The following is a 15,101-nucleotide window of genomic DNA, read 5'->3' as shown; positions in this document are numbered from 1 at the left end:
CAGTTGCTTTTATATTTGTTAAAGTTATTCATTCTTTAATTCATTATTATTTGCATCAAAATATCTACAATCAAAATTTATCCCATCTTTATATTCGCTTTTAGGGAGCATATCTTTTAATAAAATCATAGAAGGCTGACCAGTTTCCATAGACTTATTAAAAATACGTCCATTTATTTACATTTTTACCTTTGAAACAATATCTCCGTTTGAAATTACAATATATGCATTATGACTATTTTCTAATCCATTATTTAGATTGTATTTACATATAAAGTGAGAAACTAAAATTTAAGTGGTCTAATTATATACTAGGTTCGGTTATATCAATAGTAGCTATATTTACAATATATTTGCTAGCAGGTGATGCAAGCTTCTTATATTCTGGAAATAGATATATAGTAGGTACTGGAGTTGGATTTGTATCTAGTGTTTATGAAAATATAAAGAGTCCAACTTTATCTGAGTTTTTTGTATTATTAAAATTAATTACATTAAACTTTTTAGTTATAGAAATTTTTATAATGATTAGCTTAGTAGTTTCATGATTATTAAGAATTTAGGAGCTATAAGTACAATTATGAGCTTCTTTATTTTGAGTTTACCTATGGGTTTATATGATGGTATGGGATAAATTAGACTCTCAATCATTTATAATAAAAAGTTTTTTAAAAATAAATCTAATGTACTATTGGTCAACAATAAGTGCATACAATTTAAATAATAACATTATACATGAAACTGTTATGTATGTTTTAATATCTACAGTTATATTAATTCCATTATCATACATTATATTAAGAAGAGAAGAGATAAAATAGAAATAAATGATATTTTATATAAGGTTTGAATTGAAGCTTATAAAGATAAAATAATGTTTTAAATAAAGTTAAATTAGAAAAGGAAAGGGTATTTATAGATGCGCATATAATTTAAACATAAGTATCCATTAAAACATCTCATTTAGTGGACATCTATTAAGAAATACTAGATTTAAATAGCCTTTAGTATATTAAATACTACTTAAAAACTAGATAGGGGGATTTCCAATGGATAATTGGATTATAAAAGAAAGTCAGCATTACATATTTCATTATCATAAAAATTCAATAGCTGAAAACATGATAGATGAGATAGTGGAAGAACAAGAAGATTGTTTTAATCACATATCGAGAGTATTGAAGATTGATTTTAATATTAAAATTAATTATTACTTATGTAACTCGGCAGAAGAAGTAGGGGCTTTATATGGAGATAATGATCCATGTAATGCTTTTGCAAGAAAACCTAATAATATATTTGCTGTTTTTAATGAAGATGTTAAATGTATTGGTTATCATGAGGATTCACATATTTTATCTTATTCAATTGCAACACCACAACAAGTATTTGTAAGAGAAGGGTTAGCAATGTATTTCGATAAATATCATTGGGGGATTAGTAACTCAAACTGGGTATCTTACTTTATATATAGTGATAAGTATATAAATATATCAAACTTAGCTTCAAATGATGAGTTTTATAAAAATCCATGGAATATAACGTATCCAATAGCAGGAGCTTTTACAGATTATGTTATAACCATATATGGAATAGACAAATATATAGAGTTTTATAAGGTTCTAGGAAGTGATTTTAATGCTCATTTCTATAAGGTATTTGGCATAGATGTAGATGAATTTGAAGATGAATTTATAAAATATATTAAAGGATTGAAAAATGATAAAGATTTATTTGATTTGTTAGAAACGTTAATGTAATTTATACAATCAAGATGATATGTTAAAAAATTTATAGGGGGATTAAAAATGAAAATATCAAGGTTGACTTTAATCTTATTAATATTAACCTTAACATTAAGTGGATGTACTAATTCAAACATTTCAGATTATGATAAAAATAAAAAAAATATATCTAGAAATGAAGCGTGGATAGAAGATATAGATTACCTAACTAAAAAGTTAATAGATATGCACCCTAACTTGTTTTTTAAAACAACAAGAGAAGAGTATCAAAATAAAATTGATACTCTTAAAAAAGATATTCCTAAGTTAAACGATGATTCTATAAATTTTAGGCTAAATGAAATAATTGCATCTATAGGAGATGCTCATACTAACTATAATCCGACTATATCCAAAGAACAATCTATGGATGAAAAGAGTTATCCTGTAAAGTTTGAATGGTTTGGAGAGGAATTAAGCATAATATATGCTAGTAAAGAGTATCAAGATTTACTTGGAATGAAATTGATAGGAATAAATGATATACCTCTAGATGATATATTAAATAAACTTTCAACTGCAATGTCTTTTGAAAACAGAGAATGGTTAAAATATAAGGCGTCTAATGATATTAGAAGAGAATCTATTTTAAATCATTTAGGAATATCAAATAAAGATAAAATTGTATATAACTTGGAAGATGATAATAAATTAAAAATAAACAAAACTATTGATGCTATTAAATATTCAGAGATTATGAATCTAAAAGGTTTAGATCTAAAAGATATAGATAGCAATAGAAAAAAACCAGTAAAAGAAGATATTCCTATTAATTCATCAAATGCATACTGGTATAAATTTATAAAAGAAGATAAAATTTTCTATATACAATATAATGCATGTTTAGATTATGGGAATGATTCATCACTTCCAAAGTTTGATGAATTTTCAAATGAACTTATAGAAAATTTACAAGGCAATATAGATAATATAGACAAAGTAGTTGTTGATGTCAGAAATAATACTGGTGGTAATAGTAGTTTTATGACTAATTTAAGCTTAAAAATAAAAGATGCTATAGGCACAAATAAAATATCTACATATACTATTGCTAACAGAGGAACTTTCTCATCAGGCGTATTTGCAATTGCAGATTTAAAAAAGAATTTAAATGCTACTATTGTAGGGAGCGAAACAGGTGGAAATGTAATCCAATATGGTAATTTAGGATATATAGAATCGCCTAATAATAAAGGTGTTATATCGTATTCAATGGAAAAGTATGATTTTAAGGAATATGCAAATCTACAAGGGGATGGAGGTGTAATACCTGATATTGAGATAAAGGAATCTTTTGAAAGCTATAAGAATGGAATTGATGATTGTTATGAATATATAAAAAACATACAGTAAAAGGTACAAGAATAATTAAATTTAAATAACCAAGAGCACCTACTTTTAGTAGGTGTTTTGTTTATTAAAAAGTTATTTAATATAAGGAATAGATGAATTAAATTAAGTAAGGCGGTTTTAGTTTTAAAACATATTAAGGTTCCTGAGGCTTTAGTTGAAGTTAATTTTATATCTAATATTGAAGAAGAAAAATAATGCTTTAAATCAGGTTAAATTAGCTAAAGAAAAGGGATTTAGCAATGCTTATATAATTTAAATATAAATGATAAATATCTGTTTTAGAGGATAACTAATAAATTATCTATTCTGATACAATTTTATGTAAATATATACTGATATATATTAAGGGGGGATAAAACATTGATAAATGTAGAAGTAAATTTACAAGTAGAAATGATGAATATTATTTTATATAGCAGTAAATATAATAATATTTGTAAAAATATCATTGGATTTGCACCTATTGTAGACGAAAAAAATTCATATACTGAAGAAATAGATTTGTACTTAAAAAAATTTGCAGATCATCAGATATACGCTCAATTAGATAAAATGATCGAAAAGGGATTTTTCTTAGGGAGACCTATGGAGTTGTATCTATCTCTAAACTCAGCAAATTATTTAGAAAGTAAGTATGAGCTAAGTGAACAATCTGTGTGTATGAGTGGTGGAGAAACATATATAGAGAAATTCATAAAACTTTTTAATGATTTTAGAAAAGATACTGAATTTGATAAGTTTTTTCATAAAAACCAAAGCTACTATTGTAATAGTATTTCTTTTATGAATAATTGTCTCAATAGATATTCATTTGTAGATGAATTAAATAATTTTTTTGGAGTTAGTAATATTATTTATAATTTTATTGTCAGTAATTTATGCAAAGGGAATTTTGGTATACATTTTAAATTAAAAGATAAAATACATGTGTATTCTATTTATACTTGTTATGGACTAGATATAAATGATGAAAGTAATGATTTTGATAAAGATCAGTTATGTAATACTATTTTTCATGAACTTAGTCATCCAGTGATAAATCCTTTAAACCAGAAATATATAAAATTAATAAATAGCTACAATAATGTATATAGATACTTAAAACAATATAAAGATGATAAACTTGCAGGATATAGTGATTGGGAAGAGTGTGTTAATGAACATATAATTCGGGCAATAGCTATATACATGTTAAAAAAACATAACAAAAAAGAATATGTAAATAATAGGATTGAATATGAGTATGATTTAGGGTATAGGTACATAAAAAGTATAATAAAAAAACTAGAATACTATGAAAATAATAGAGGTATTTATAATACTCTAGATGATTTTTACCCAGATCTAATAGCTGTATTTTCAGAAAAAATTTAAAAAGCTATTAATTAAATTATAGCTAATTAAGCATTTAATAGATGTTTAATAAAACATCTATATTTATATACAGATAAATTTTAAAAATAAAGTATATAAAATGTATTTTAATGGAATATTCTATAAGAAAATTTAAGTAGGTACTAACATGTAGACGAGTTTATTATGAATGTGGATCTATTTAAGAAATATGGGTTAGTAACAAAGAGAATCTAGATATTATTTATAATAAATATAAATAAATTGAAGGTGATTAAATATGGAGAAAAAAATTTTGAATTGGTCTATAGTAATATCATTATTGACTGCCTATTTGTTGCCTGGCACGTCATCAGATGGATTTGCCTTTAAGTATGGATATCCTTTTAAATTTTTCACTACATACAATAGTCCTATGAATATAGGAGATACTATTTTTTATTCTACAGGATTTGATCTATTTGGTTTAGGTATGAATATAGTAGTTATATATTATATAATTTATGTATTTAATAATATTATAAATAAAATAGTTACAAGATAAATATTAATGTAGAAAGGGTAATAGTATAAAATTATTACTCTGTTTTTGTGTTGGAAAAAACATATACTTTTAGATACGAGTATATCTTAAAATATAGTGTTGTACTAGCATTGGGTAGGTGTACAATAGTTGTATATAATAATAAAGTTTACATTCTAGATTTATTAATGATATATTTAATGGAATATAGAAATCAATAGAAAAATAATAAGGGGTTAAAATATGAAGAATGAAGAAAAATCAGTAAAAGATATGTGGGAAAACTATCTAAATTCTATAGGGGAGTGTAGTAAGAGTAGTAATAAAGTTTATGATTCATGGCATTTTTGTGATAATGAAAAAAGTGCTAATAAACTAGCAGGTTTAGTATTAGACGGGATAAAAAAAGGAACTACATCCCTTTATGATTTATATAAGGTAGACAATGAACCAATACCAAAAAAAGATGAATATAGCGTTGTTACAGATTGGAATGGTATTGCAAAATGTGTTATAAGAACAAAAGAGATTTTTGTATTACCATTTAAAGATGTAGATGAAAGACTTGCAAATATAGAAGGAGAGGGAGACAAATCTTTAAGATACTGGAGAGAAGTACACATAGATTTCTTTAAAAGAGAACTAGAAGCATTAAATATGGAGTTTACAGAGGCTATGTTAGTTGTATTTGAGGAATTTGAAGTAGTATATAAATAAAAAAATTATTACACGATAAGATTAAAAAGTACTATCATTAATTTTGATAGTCTTTATATGAAGGCTATGTATAACTAATTAAAATGTAAATATATAGTTTGGCTTAATTTTATGTATAGGAGATTTTATAGTATGTATTTAGAAAATAGTGAATCATGGTCAATTATAACTTTTAATGAAGATCTATTAAATTTTGCTGTGTTTACAGGTTGTATGTATAACTTAATAGATAATCAAGTTTTTTATGAAGATAATGTGCGTTGGCCAGCTAATAGAGTTATTAACAATTGCAAGGAATGTGACCATTCCAAGTTAAAAACTCAATGGAGTAATTGGTTCAATGATATTGTTAGTAATCAAGCTGTAAATATAGGTAAAGATACAATGTATAATTTTATAGAAGAAATTTATGATATAAGTAATTTCAAAGAACTTGAATATGTTGAGTTAAGAGAGCGTTGTAAAATTGCATATCCTAACTTCATTGAATGGTGGAATATGCAGGCTGGAGGCAAAACTGCATTATCACTATATGAATATATAGGAGGAGAAATATTTTGTGAGTATGTTGAGGAATTAGAGAAGAAGTTAAACCGAAAAGCTAAACCATTCAAACTGTATATAGAAATAGTATATACAGGAGTTCCTAAAGTATTAGAAGTTAACGAAAACTACATGATAGTTACTCCTAATGGATATATGGGATCAGATAGAGAATGGTGGCTTAATAAGCTAAGTAAGTTAATTTAAACAGGATATGTTTTAATATAAGGTTTGTATTATGAACAATTTTAATAACAAAAAAGTAGGGATATATCGATTGATTGATATACTCCTACTTTTTGTTCGCATTATATTAAAATTTTTTATGCTTAATTAAATTATACTTAATTAAATTTTGTGGGTAACTTATGTAACATAGTGATACAAATGTTTTGGTGAAAGTAAAAAATGACATTTTGAGCAATGGACGGAGTCGTTTGAGTAACGGGACACGAGTTTACCGAGTGGACGTTGACTACATGAAATTTGAGCGACATGAGCGAAGCGACTTTTTTATAAAAACTGCCTTGAAAATTGGAGGTATACATTCTTATTTCTTTCTATATTTCCCTTCAATTTTTATTGTATAGACATACATTAATATAATAACTTCTAAAATAGATCCTATCAATGTAATTATTATAAGGGGAGAGTTTTGCTCTCCTAATAAGGGTATTCCTAATAATATAAGGAAAAAACCATATATACACCATAGTTTTCCTAAGGCTTTGTTGTACGCTTTTATATTTTTTACTTCTATCGAAGGTTTTTTTCCATTTGACCAAAATCCAAAAGGTACTTCTTTTTTAGATTTAATACAGTAAATCCCTTCCACAATAAATAAGATTCCCAATAGTGCCCATATTATAAACCCCATTGTTTTCCCCCTTTTATTTATTAGATTTATACAATATCAAAACATCTTTATTTCATTATATATCAATCGTATACTTATTTTCATTATAGCTCTATCTTAATTTATTTATTACAATTTACATAAACTGTAGAATTATTAATTAAAAATATTTATTTAAGCTTAGAAATTAATAAATTATAAGTTTAGACATAATTAAATGGAAAATTGATATATAATATAACTAAATATAAGTTTTGGAATTAATAAATTTAAAATTGAAGAATAATTGTTGTATATTTTATTGACATTAGTAAATAGCAATGATATTCTTCTACATAAAATATAGAATAAAAACAAATGGAGGGTATACTATGCGCCAATGTATGGATTCAGAAAATTTGCATAGAAGAATAAAAAAAATAATAGGTCAATTAAATGCCATAGACAAAATGGTGGATAAAGATATACCATGTGAAGATGTATTAATTCAAATCAATGCAGTAAAAAAAGCGGTACATAAAGTGGGACAAGTAGTATTAGAAGGACATATAAATCATTGTGTCAAGGATGGCATTGAACATGGAGATACTGAAAAAACAATTAAAGATTTTGCAAAAGCAATAGAACATTTTTCAAGGATGGGATAGTTAAAAGTAGTTTATAAAACTACTTTTTTTTATTGACTTTAACACAATTTAATCTTATTATATACCTGTACCCCTAGGGGTATAAAATAAATGATTTAAGGTGATAGATTTATTAATTTATGGCAACAAGTAGTTGATATATTTTACAAATAATTAAAAATGAGGTGGAGTATGAAAAAAATTAATGATTTTCTTAATTCTTTTCCAATGATTATTATATCTGGATTATTTTTAGGAGTAAGCTTATTAGAGCATATCGGAATTTTAGGTAATTTTAATTTCTTTATTGATCCAGCATGGATGTCTATATTAATATCTGGACTTCCACTTGCATGGGTAGCAATTGAAAGGGTTGTTAAAAATTTTAATATTAGCTCTGCACTGCTTATTACAATTGCAATGATAGCATGCATCTCTATTGGAGAAATTTTTGCAGCAGGAGAGGTTGCATTTATAATGGCTATAGGGGGATGGCTTGAAGATAGAACAGTAGACCGTACTAAAAAAGGTATTACACAACTTTTAAAACTTGTCCCTACTAAAGGTAGAAGAATTAATTACAAACTAGATGGAACTATAAAAGAAGAAATTGTAGATCCAGAAGAATTACAAGTTGATGATATTATAAGAGTTTTACCAGGAGAGACTATTCCAGCTGATGGAATAATTGAATTTGGTCAAACATCTATAGATCAGTCTGTTATGACTGGAGAATCATTGCCTGTTGATAAAATTAAGGGAGACAACGTATATACAGGAACAATTAATTGTTTTGGTTCAATAGATATTAAAGTTAGTAAATCATTTTCAGATTCATCATTAAATAAGATGATATCATTAGTAAAACAGGCAGAGGATAATAAAGCTCCAATGCAAAGAACCGTAGATAAATTCTCAGCTTGGTTTGTACCAACGGCATGTGTTATAGCTATTATCACATATTTTGTAACTAAAGATATTACACGTGCTGTTACAGTTCTTGTAGTATTTTGTCCATGTGCACTAGCTCTTGCTACTCCAACATCTATTGTAGCTGCGATTGGTCAGGCAACAAAATTTGGAGTTTTAATAAAATCAGGTGAAGCACTTGAACGCATGGGTCAAATTAATGTGGTTGCATTTGATAAAACAGGTACATTAACTCATGGAAATCTAGCTGTTTCAGACGTTATTCCTATAAATGTTTCAGTAAATGAGTTGTTAAAAAGTGTAGGATCAGCAGAAATTCGATCAGAGCACCCTATTGGAAAAGCAATAGTTTCATTTGCAAAAGAGAAAAAAATTGATCTTTTGGATACAGAGGAATTTTCTATGGTTGTTGGAAAGGGAGTAATTTCTAAAATTCAAGATAAAAGGGTATTATGTGGAAATGAAAAGTTAATGTCTGAAGAGTGCGTTAATATATCTGAGAAGCTTAATAGTGTAATTTCAGAATTAAGAGGACAGGGAAAAGCTATTGTCATTACAGCAATACAAGGATCTGTTATAGGAATTATTGCGCTTTCGGATACAATAAAAGAAAATGCAAACAGTATGATAGATAAACTTTTACAAAGTGGAATTTCAGACACTATACTATTGACTGGAGATAATAAAAAGGCTGCTGAGTACATAGGAAATAAAGTTGGTATAAAGGAGATAAAATCATCATTACTTCCAGAAGATAAAGTATCAGAGATAGCTAATATTCAAAATAGAGGTCAATTGATATGTATGGTTGGTGATGGCGTTAATGATGCTCCAGCACTTAAGACGGCTACAGTTGGAGTTGCAATGGGAACTATAGGCAGTGATATTGCAATTGAAGCAGCTGATATTGCTATAATGGGAGATGACATTAGTAAAATAGGGTATATTAAACGACTATCTAATGCTACACTAAAAACAATTAAGTTTAATATTATTGCAGCTATGGTAATTAACATTGTTGCAATAATTTTATCGGTAATGGGATTACTTAATCCAGTAACTGGAGCTCTTGTTCATAATGTAGGCTCAGTATTAGTAGTATTAAATGCCGCATTATTATATGATAGAAAATATATACAATAGTATAGTTTTAATTTTATAAGATTATAAAACTTTATTAAACAAAAAGAGCATAGATGAATGATGCTCTTTTTGTTTAATAAAATATATTTTATATAAGGTTTCATTTAAGCCTCTATAAATAAAAATAATGATTTAAATCAAGTTAAACTAACAAAAGAAAAGGTGTTTAAAGATGTATATATAATTTAAATATAAGAACCAAATAAAATATCAGTTTATTAGACATTAGTATAAAATCAAATTATTAGATGACAAAAATATAGTTCAGGAGGTGATATTATGGATATATTGAAAAGTGGAAGAAACTTTTTTTGTGGAGCGTTAGTTTGGTTTGTAACAGCTATAGTGTGTTTCACATCATCAACACCATTGTTTAATCCTGAGAATAATATATTTTGGGGAATAGTTTCTTTAATGGCATCAGTAGTATTTTTTATAAATGGATACAAAAGAAAGAAGAAATCTTGATAAATATAAAAGGAAAATATATATATAATTTGTCTTATACAATCAAATTACAATTAAGTTGAATGGGGGATGTTATGGGATTTATAGATTTTATAGTATATCCATTAGTTTATATTATATTTATGCCCATACTAACTTTAATTCATGAGTTAGGGCATGCAATTCCAGCTTTGATTTTTTCAAAGGAAAATATAACTGTTAATATAGGAAACTCTAATTTAAATAGGCAGATAAAACTAAATAGATTGTTAATTAATCTAAATGGATACAGGTGTGTAGTCGATGTGTCTTATGGCTATGTTAATTGGAGCCAAGTAAATAATAAAATCAAGTTAATTTGCATGATTTTAGGAGGTCCTCTGACAACATTAATAGTTTCAATTTTGCTTTATATTTGTCTAGTAAATGTAAGCTTACCATTTATTCTAATGCTAGTATTTAATGCATTATTTATATTTAGTGCATTTCAATTTTTATTAACTATTTTGCCAATAAAGTATTTCTATAATCCTTATGTAGGACATACAAGTGATGGGTATAAAATATTACAACAGTTTAAGAAAGAAAATACTAATATATAAAGGGGTAAAATTAATATAATACTAAAAAAAGTAGGAGTATATAGTTTGATATATTTCTGCTTTTTTTATTATTAAAAATAATCTTAATCTTCATACATTAGAGTTTTAATATATAAACCTAATTTATGAATAATATACCCTTGCATTATAGAGTACTTTGCAATATTATTATTTATAAGTACTCTATAATATAGAGTAATATGTAATGCAAGGTGGTGATGTCTAATGGAATTGAATAAAGAAATATTAAAAGGACATATCGATACCATAGTTCTTTCTATACTGAAAGAAAAAAACTGTTATGGATATGAAATTGCAAAACAAGTAAGGGAAAAAAGTGAATTTGAGTTAAAAGAAGGAACCATGTACCTTGCACTTAAAAGAATGGAGTCTAAAAAACTAGTTGAATCTTATTGGGGGAATGAGCAAAGTTCGGGAGGGAAAAGAAAATATTATAATTTAACGAATGAAGGTTATGAGTTTCTGAAAGTTAAAAAAACAGAGTGGAAATTTATTAAAAAGGTTATGAATCAATTTTTGGGAGAGGAAGAGTAATTTATGAGATTAATAGATGAATATTTAGATAACCTATATAAAAATGGTAATAATAAAAGCACTTTAGAGCTAAAGAAAGAAATGAGAGATCATCTTATAGAGTCAGTGAATGACTTTAAGTTACAGGGGTTAAATGAAGAAGAAGCTTGCAGAAAAGCAATTGAAAGATTTGATGGTGGTACGGAAATGCAACAGGAATTACATAATATAATAAAAGAACTTTCTTTGTCTTTAGCTACACACAAATCTATAATAAAAGGAGTTAGAAAGATACTATATTTTATAAGTATAATCGCATGTTTAACTTCTGGACTTATGTGGTGTTATAATGAAGGTTTACAGAAAAATAGAAATAATTTGGGAAAATCATTCGATGAGGAAATAAGAAAATTAGCAGAAAAATATGATATGACGAAAGTAGATGAATATAAGTTAGAGCTTGAAAGTTTGCTTAATCAAGATAAGTACAATAAAATTAAATACTTTAGACTGCATGTAGCAGATATGGTAGATGGCAATACTAGTTTAAGTTCATCTGGAGTAAATGCGAAAACTGTATATAATAAAGAAATAGACAGTAGTATGGAACTTATGTACACACAATATTTAGGATATAACGGAAAAGATTTTTTAGATAAGAGCGGAAATATAATAAATCCAGATATTTTCTCAGAACACTTTTTCTACTTTGAATCAAAAACATTAATCCAAACTTCAGTTATGCTTGGAGTAGTTACGCTTATAAGTTACTTTGTATTAAAGTTTAAAATTTCTTTAACATAAATATAGTAAATTATAAAATAAATACTTAGAGGGGGGAATATAGGTGAATGAAATTAGTTGCAAATTTCCAATAATAGAAACTGAAAGACTTATACTTAGAAAGTTAGAAACTAAAGATATTAATGATTTATTTGAAATACTATCTTCAGAAAGAGTGACTAAATATTACGGAAAATACCCAATGGAGAATTTATCTGAAGCAGAAGATCTTATTTTGAAATTTGATAAAGCGTTTTATGAACAAAAGTCCATTAGATGGGGAATAGAACTTAAAGAAACAAATAAAATTATTGGAACATGCGGTTTTCATTGTTGGAATAAAAATCATTTTAGATCAGAAATAGGTTATGAACTTGGTGAAGCATTTTGGAATAAAGGCTATGCAACTGAAGCGATTACTTCGATTTTGAGATATGGATTTGAATTAATGAATTTAAAAAGAATAGAAGCTATTGTTTATCCTGAAAATAAGTCCTCTGAAAAGCTATTATTAAACTTAGGGTTTGAGCATGAAGGATTATTAAATAAATATGCTAATTTTAGAGATAAACAACAAGATTTAAATATATTTGCTATTTTTGAAAAGTAATTAGTTTTTAATCTGTATTATAATATGATTTACAAGGGAATCATTACAATGAGGAAGTTTACTTGTATTCTAAAAGGGGGGAGTAATATATTATGAGTTTTACATATGAATTATTTTTTCAAATATTTAATACAATTTTAATTGTAGCAATTCCTGTATTAATTTATAAACTAATAAAAAAATTTGTATCTAATATAAAACTAATAAATAAAAGACTTGATGTAATTGAGAAAAAAATAGATAATATCAAATAATTAAAATAAAGCTTCCGCGGATATTTAAAATGATAGAAAATTTTGGGTAACAAAAAAGAAGGCAAGAATACATAGTTTTGTACTGTGCATATTCTTGCCTTTATAAAGTTAAAATGAAGTAAAGTTTTTAATTGAGATATTTATAATTATGATAAAAAACAAAAGAATATTCAGAAAATTAAATTATTTGTAATGTACATAAAAAAATGTAATACTTTAATAATAATTCTATAAATGATAAACTATTAAGAAAGAACAGTTTTAAGGAGGCTATAAATGAATAAACTAATGATAATAGAAGACTCTCAAATTATAAGAGAAGAGTTAAAATCATTACTTACAAGATATGGATATAATGTAATTGCTTGTGAAAATTTCGAAAATATATTAGAAGATATAGAAAAAGAAAGACCAGAACTTATATTACTAGATATAAACCTTCCTGTATATGATGGATTCCATATATGTAGAGAGGTAAGAAAAACACTAAATATACCTATAATAATAGTAACTAGTAGGGATAGTGAAATAGATGAGCTCATGAGTATGAACTTAGGTGCAGATGATTTTATAACTAAACCATACAATACTCAAATACTTCTAGCTAGAATAAGTGCCGTTCTTAAAAGAACTTATACAGACGTTAATTCAGACGTACTGGTTTATAAAGATTTAAGTTTGGATTTATCTAAAGGAACAATAACTGCTTTTGGACAAAGTGTTGAGTTAAGTAAAAATGAAATAAAAATCTTAGCTCACCTTATGAAAAATAAAGAAAAAATAGTATCAAGGGACGATTTAATGAATTATATGTGGAATTCAGATGTTTATATAGATGATAATACTCTATCTGTAAATATGACAAGAATAAGAAAAAAATTAGAAGAATTAGATTTAAAAGACTATATAGAAACTAGAAGAGGATTAGGATATATATTAAGATGAAACTAGTTGATTATATAAAAGATAATTTAATTTTTTTAATAATAAACTTTATGATAATATTTATATTATCTATAGGGTTATTAGCATCAAATGTTAGTTATCAACTTATCTTCTTATTAATTGTTATATGGGTAGGTCCATTTTTATCGTACATGATTATTGATTTTAGAAGAAAGAAAAAATATTTTGATAATGTACTTAGCATATGTGATAATTTAGATAAAAAGTTTTTACTATCAGAAGTTATAGAAAAACCCAAAAACCTAAATGAATATTTAATTTATGATATATTAAAAGAAACTAATAAATCAATGAGAGATAATGTGAATTATTATAAAAACATGCAAAACGATTATAAAGAGTATATTGAAACTTGGGTGCATGAAATAAAAACACCTATAGCTTCTACGATGCTCTTTATAGAAAATAATTCAGATACTATTCCTAGTTATATAAAAGAAGAACTTCAAAAGATAGAAGATTATGTTGAGCAAGTTTTATATTATTCAAGAAGTAATAATGTAAATAAAGATTATATTGTTAAATCTTTCAACCTAGAAAATTCTATTAGAAAAGTAATAAGAAAAAATGCTAGGTCTTGTATTAATAAAAAAATTGCTATAAATATAGGAAATATAGATCATACAGTTTATAGTGATCCTAAATGGGTTGAGTTTATAATAAATCAAGTTTTAGTTAACTCTATAAAATATTCAAGGGCTGAGAGCCCTAGTATAAACTTAGACTGCGTAGTAAATAAGAATAATATTGTTCTAAGTATAGTTGATAATGGGGTAGGAATTTGTGAACGAGATATTTGCAGAGTTTTTGAAAAAGGATTTACAGGAGAAAATGGACGTACATATTCTAAATCAACAGGGATAGGACTGTATGTATGCAAAAAATTGTGCAAAAAATTAGGTTTAAATATTGAATTGGATTCTAAGATTAACGAAGGAACGACTGTAAGATTAGTATTCCCTCTAAGTGAAAGATATCTTTAGAAAATGAACTAATAAAGTAAGGATGTTATTCTTATTTTGTTAGTTTATTTTTTTAGAAAAATATTGCACATGCATATTCTATCTGTTATATTAT

The 15,101-nt window shown here is 25.9% G+C and carries 20 protein-coding genes; 18 read left to right on the top strand and 2 right to left on the bottom strand.

The window, feature by feature from the left end:
- Positions 1–24 precede the first annotated feature (24 nt).
- Positions 25–150 (bottom strand): hypothetical protein, encoded by a 126-nt coding sequence (locus KXZ80_RS17775; RefSeq protein WP_021432990.1) that lies wholly within the window; start codon positions 148–150, stop codon positions 25–27.
- A gap of 203 nt (positions 151–353) precedes the next feature.
- Between KXZ80_RS17775 and KXZ80_RS08165 the strand changes: the two genes are divergently transcribed.
- The 8 genes from KXZ80_RS08165 to KXZ80_RS08130 all read left to right on the top strand — a co-directional run bounded on the left by KXZ80_RS08165 (position 354) and on the right by KXZ80_RS08130 (position 6,480).
- Positions 354–548: a hypothetical protein gene (locus KXZ80_RS08165; RefSeq protein ID WP_021432989.1), complete on the top strand. Its 195-nt coding sequence runs from the start codon at positions 354–356 to the stop codon at positions 546–548.
- A 69-nt stretch (positions 549–617) separates the two neighbouring features.
- The gene (locus KXZ80_RS08160) at positions 618–821 is read left to right on the top strand and encodes a hypothetical protein (protein ID WP_147422476.1); all 204 of its coding nucleotides are present in this window, start codon (positions 618–620) and stop codon (positions 819–821) included.
- A gap of 228 nt (positions 822–1,049) precedes the next feature.
- Positions 1,050–1,760 carry a peptidase MA gene (locus KXZ80_RS08155; protein ID WP_021432987.1) on the top strand — a complete coding sequence of 237 codons (711 nt, stop codon included), beginning with the start codon at positions 1,050–1,052 and terminating at the stop codon, positions 1,758–1,760.
- Positions 1,761–1,808: 48 nt separating this feature from the next.
- The gene (locus KXZ80_RS08150) at positions 1,809–3,137 is read left to right on the top strand and encodes a S41 family peptidase (RefSeq protein WP_021432986.1); all 1,329 of its coding nucleotides are present in this window, start codon (positions 1,809–1,811) and stop codon (positions 3,135–3,137) included.
- Between the two features lie 360 nt (positions 3,138–3,497).
- Positions 3,498–4,511, top strand: coding sequence for a DUF4932 domain-containing protein (locus tag KXZ80_RS08145; protein ID WP_021432985.1), 1,014 nt, complete (start codon positions 3,498–3,500; stop codon positions 4,509–4,511).
- Positions 4,512–4,770: 259 nt separating this feature from the next.
- The gene (locus KXZ80_RS08140; RefSeq protein ID WP_038285222.1) at positions 4,771–5,034 is read left to right on the top strand and encodes a hypothetical protein; all 264 of its coding nucleotides are present in this window, start codon (positions 4,771–4,773) and stop codon (positions 5,032–5,034) included.
- Positions 5,035–5,256: 222 nt separating this feature from the next.
- Positions 5,257–5,730 (top strand): ASCH domain-containing protein, encoded by a 474-nt coding sequence (locus KXZ80_RS08135; protein WP_021432983.1) that lies wholly within the window; start codon positions 5,257–5,259, stop codon positions 5,728–5,730.
- A gap of 132 nt (positions 5,731–5,862) precedes the next feature.
- Positions 5,863–6,480, top strand: coding sequence for a hypothetical protein (locus KXZ80_RS08130; RefSeq protein ID WP_021432982.1), 618 nt, complete (start codon positions 5,863–5,865; stop codon positions 6,478–6,480).
- A gap of 343 nt (positions 6,481–6,823) precedes the next feature.
- On the opposite strand, the gene KXZ80_RS08125 is transcribed toward KXZ80_RS08130, so the two are convergent.
- On the bottom strand, positions 6,824–7,150 hold the full coding sequence (locus KXZ80_RS08125) for a hypothetical protein (RefSeq protein ID WP_021432981.1): 327 nt from the start codon (positions 7,148–7,150) through the stop codon (positions 6,824–6,826).
- Positions 7,151–7,500: 350 nt separating this feature from the next.
- On the opposite strand from KXZ80_RS08125, the gene KXZ80_RS08120 reads away from it, so the two are divergent.
- The 10 genes from KXZ80_RS08120 (at position 7,501) to KXZ80_RS08075 (ending at position 15,007) form a co-directional block, all read left to right on the top strand.
- Positions 7,501–7,776: a metal-sensing transcriptional repressor gene (locus KXZ80_RS08120; protein ID WP_021432980.1), complete on the top strand. Its 276-nt coding sequence runs from the start codon at positions 7,501–7,503 to the stop codon at positions 7,774–7,776.
- A 171-nt stretch (positions 7,777–7,947) separates the two neighbouring features.
- Positions 7,948–9,828 carry a heavy metal translocating P-type ATPase gene (locus KXZ80_RS08115; RefSeq protein WP_021432979.1) on the top strand — a complete coding sequence of 627 codons (1,881 nt, stop codon included), beginning with the start codon at positions 7,948–7,950 and terminating at the stop codon, positions 9,826–9,828.
- Positions 9,829–10,107: 279 nt separating this feature from the next.
- Positions 10,108–10,296, top strand: coding sequence for a hypothetical protein (locus KXZ80_RS08110; protein WP_021432978.1), 189 nt, complete (start codon positions 10,108–10,110; stop codon positions 10,294–10,296).
- A gap of 74 nt (positions 10,297–10,370) precedes the next feature.
- On the top strand, positions 10,371–10,877 hold the full coding sequence (locus KXZ80_RS08105; RefSeq protein WP_021432977.1) for a peptidase M50: 507 nt from the start codon (positions 10,371–10,373) through the stop codon (positions 10,875–10,877).
- Between the two features lie 225 nt (positions 10,878–11,102).
- Positions 11,103–11,432, top strand: coding sequence for a PadR family transcriptional regulator (locus tag KXZ80_RS08100; RefSeq protein WP_021432976.1), 330 nt, complete (start codon positions 11,103–11,105; stop codon positions 11,430–11,432).
- 3 nt (positions 11,433–11,435) lie between these two features.
- Positions 11,436–12,215: a permease prefix domain 1-containing protein gene (locus KXZ80_RS08095; RefSeq protein WP_021432975.1), complete on the top strand. Its 780-nt coding sequence runs from the start codon at positions 11,436–11,438 to the stop codon at positions 12,213–12,215.
- A 43-nt stretch (positions 12,216–12,258) separates the two neighbouring features.
- The gene (locus KXZ80_RS08090; RefSeq protein ID WP_021432974.1) at positions 12,259–12,804 is read left to right on the top strand and encodes a GNAT family N-acetyltransferase; all 546 of its coding nucleotides are present in this window, start codon (positions 12,259–12,261) and stop codon (positions 12,802–12,804) included.
- Positions 12,805–12,896: 92 nt separating this feature from the next.
- The gene (locus tag KXZ80_RS08085) at positions 12,897–13,058 is read left to right on the top strand and encodes a hypothetical protein (RefSeq protein ID WP_021432973.1); all 162 of its coding nucleotides are present in this window, start codon (positions 12,897–12,899) and stop codon (positions 13,056–13,058) included.
- A 276-nt stretch (positions 13,059–13,334) separates the two neighbouring features.
- Positions 13,335–14,003, top strand: a complete 669-nt coding sequence (locus tag KXZ80_RS08080) for a response regulator transcription factor (RefSeq protein ID WP_021432972.1) — start codon at positions 13,335–13,337, stop codon at positions 14,001–14,003.
- Positions 14,000–15,007, top strand: a complete 1,008-nt coding sequence (locus KXZ80_RS08075; RefSeq protein ID WP_021432971.1) for a sensor histidine kinase — start codon at positions 14,000–14,002, stop codon at positions 15,005–15,007. The genes KXZ80_RS08080 and KXZ80_RS08075 overlap by 4 nt, the downstream gene beginning before the upstream one ends.
- Positions 15,008–15,101: the final 94 nt, after the last annotated feature.

Origin of the sequence: Paraclostridium bifermentans, from assembly GCF_019916025.1 — a bacterium.
GTDB lineage: Bacteria > Bacillota > Clostridia > Peptostreptococcales > Peptostreptococcaceae > Paraclostridium > Paraclostridium bifermentans.
The sequence above is the reverse complement of the archived record's forward strand: the minus strand, read 5'-3'. Positions and strand labels throughout refer to the sequence as shown.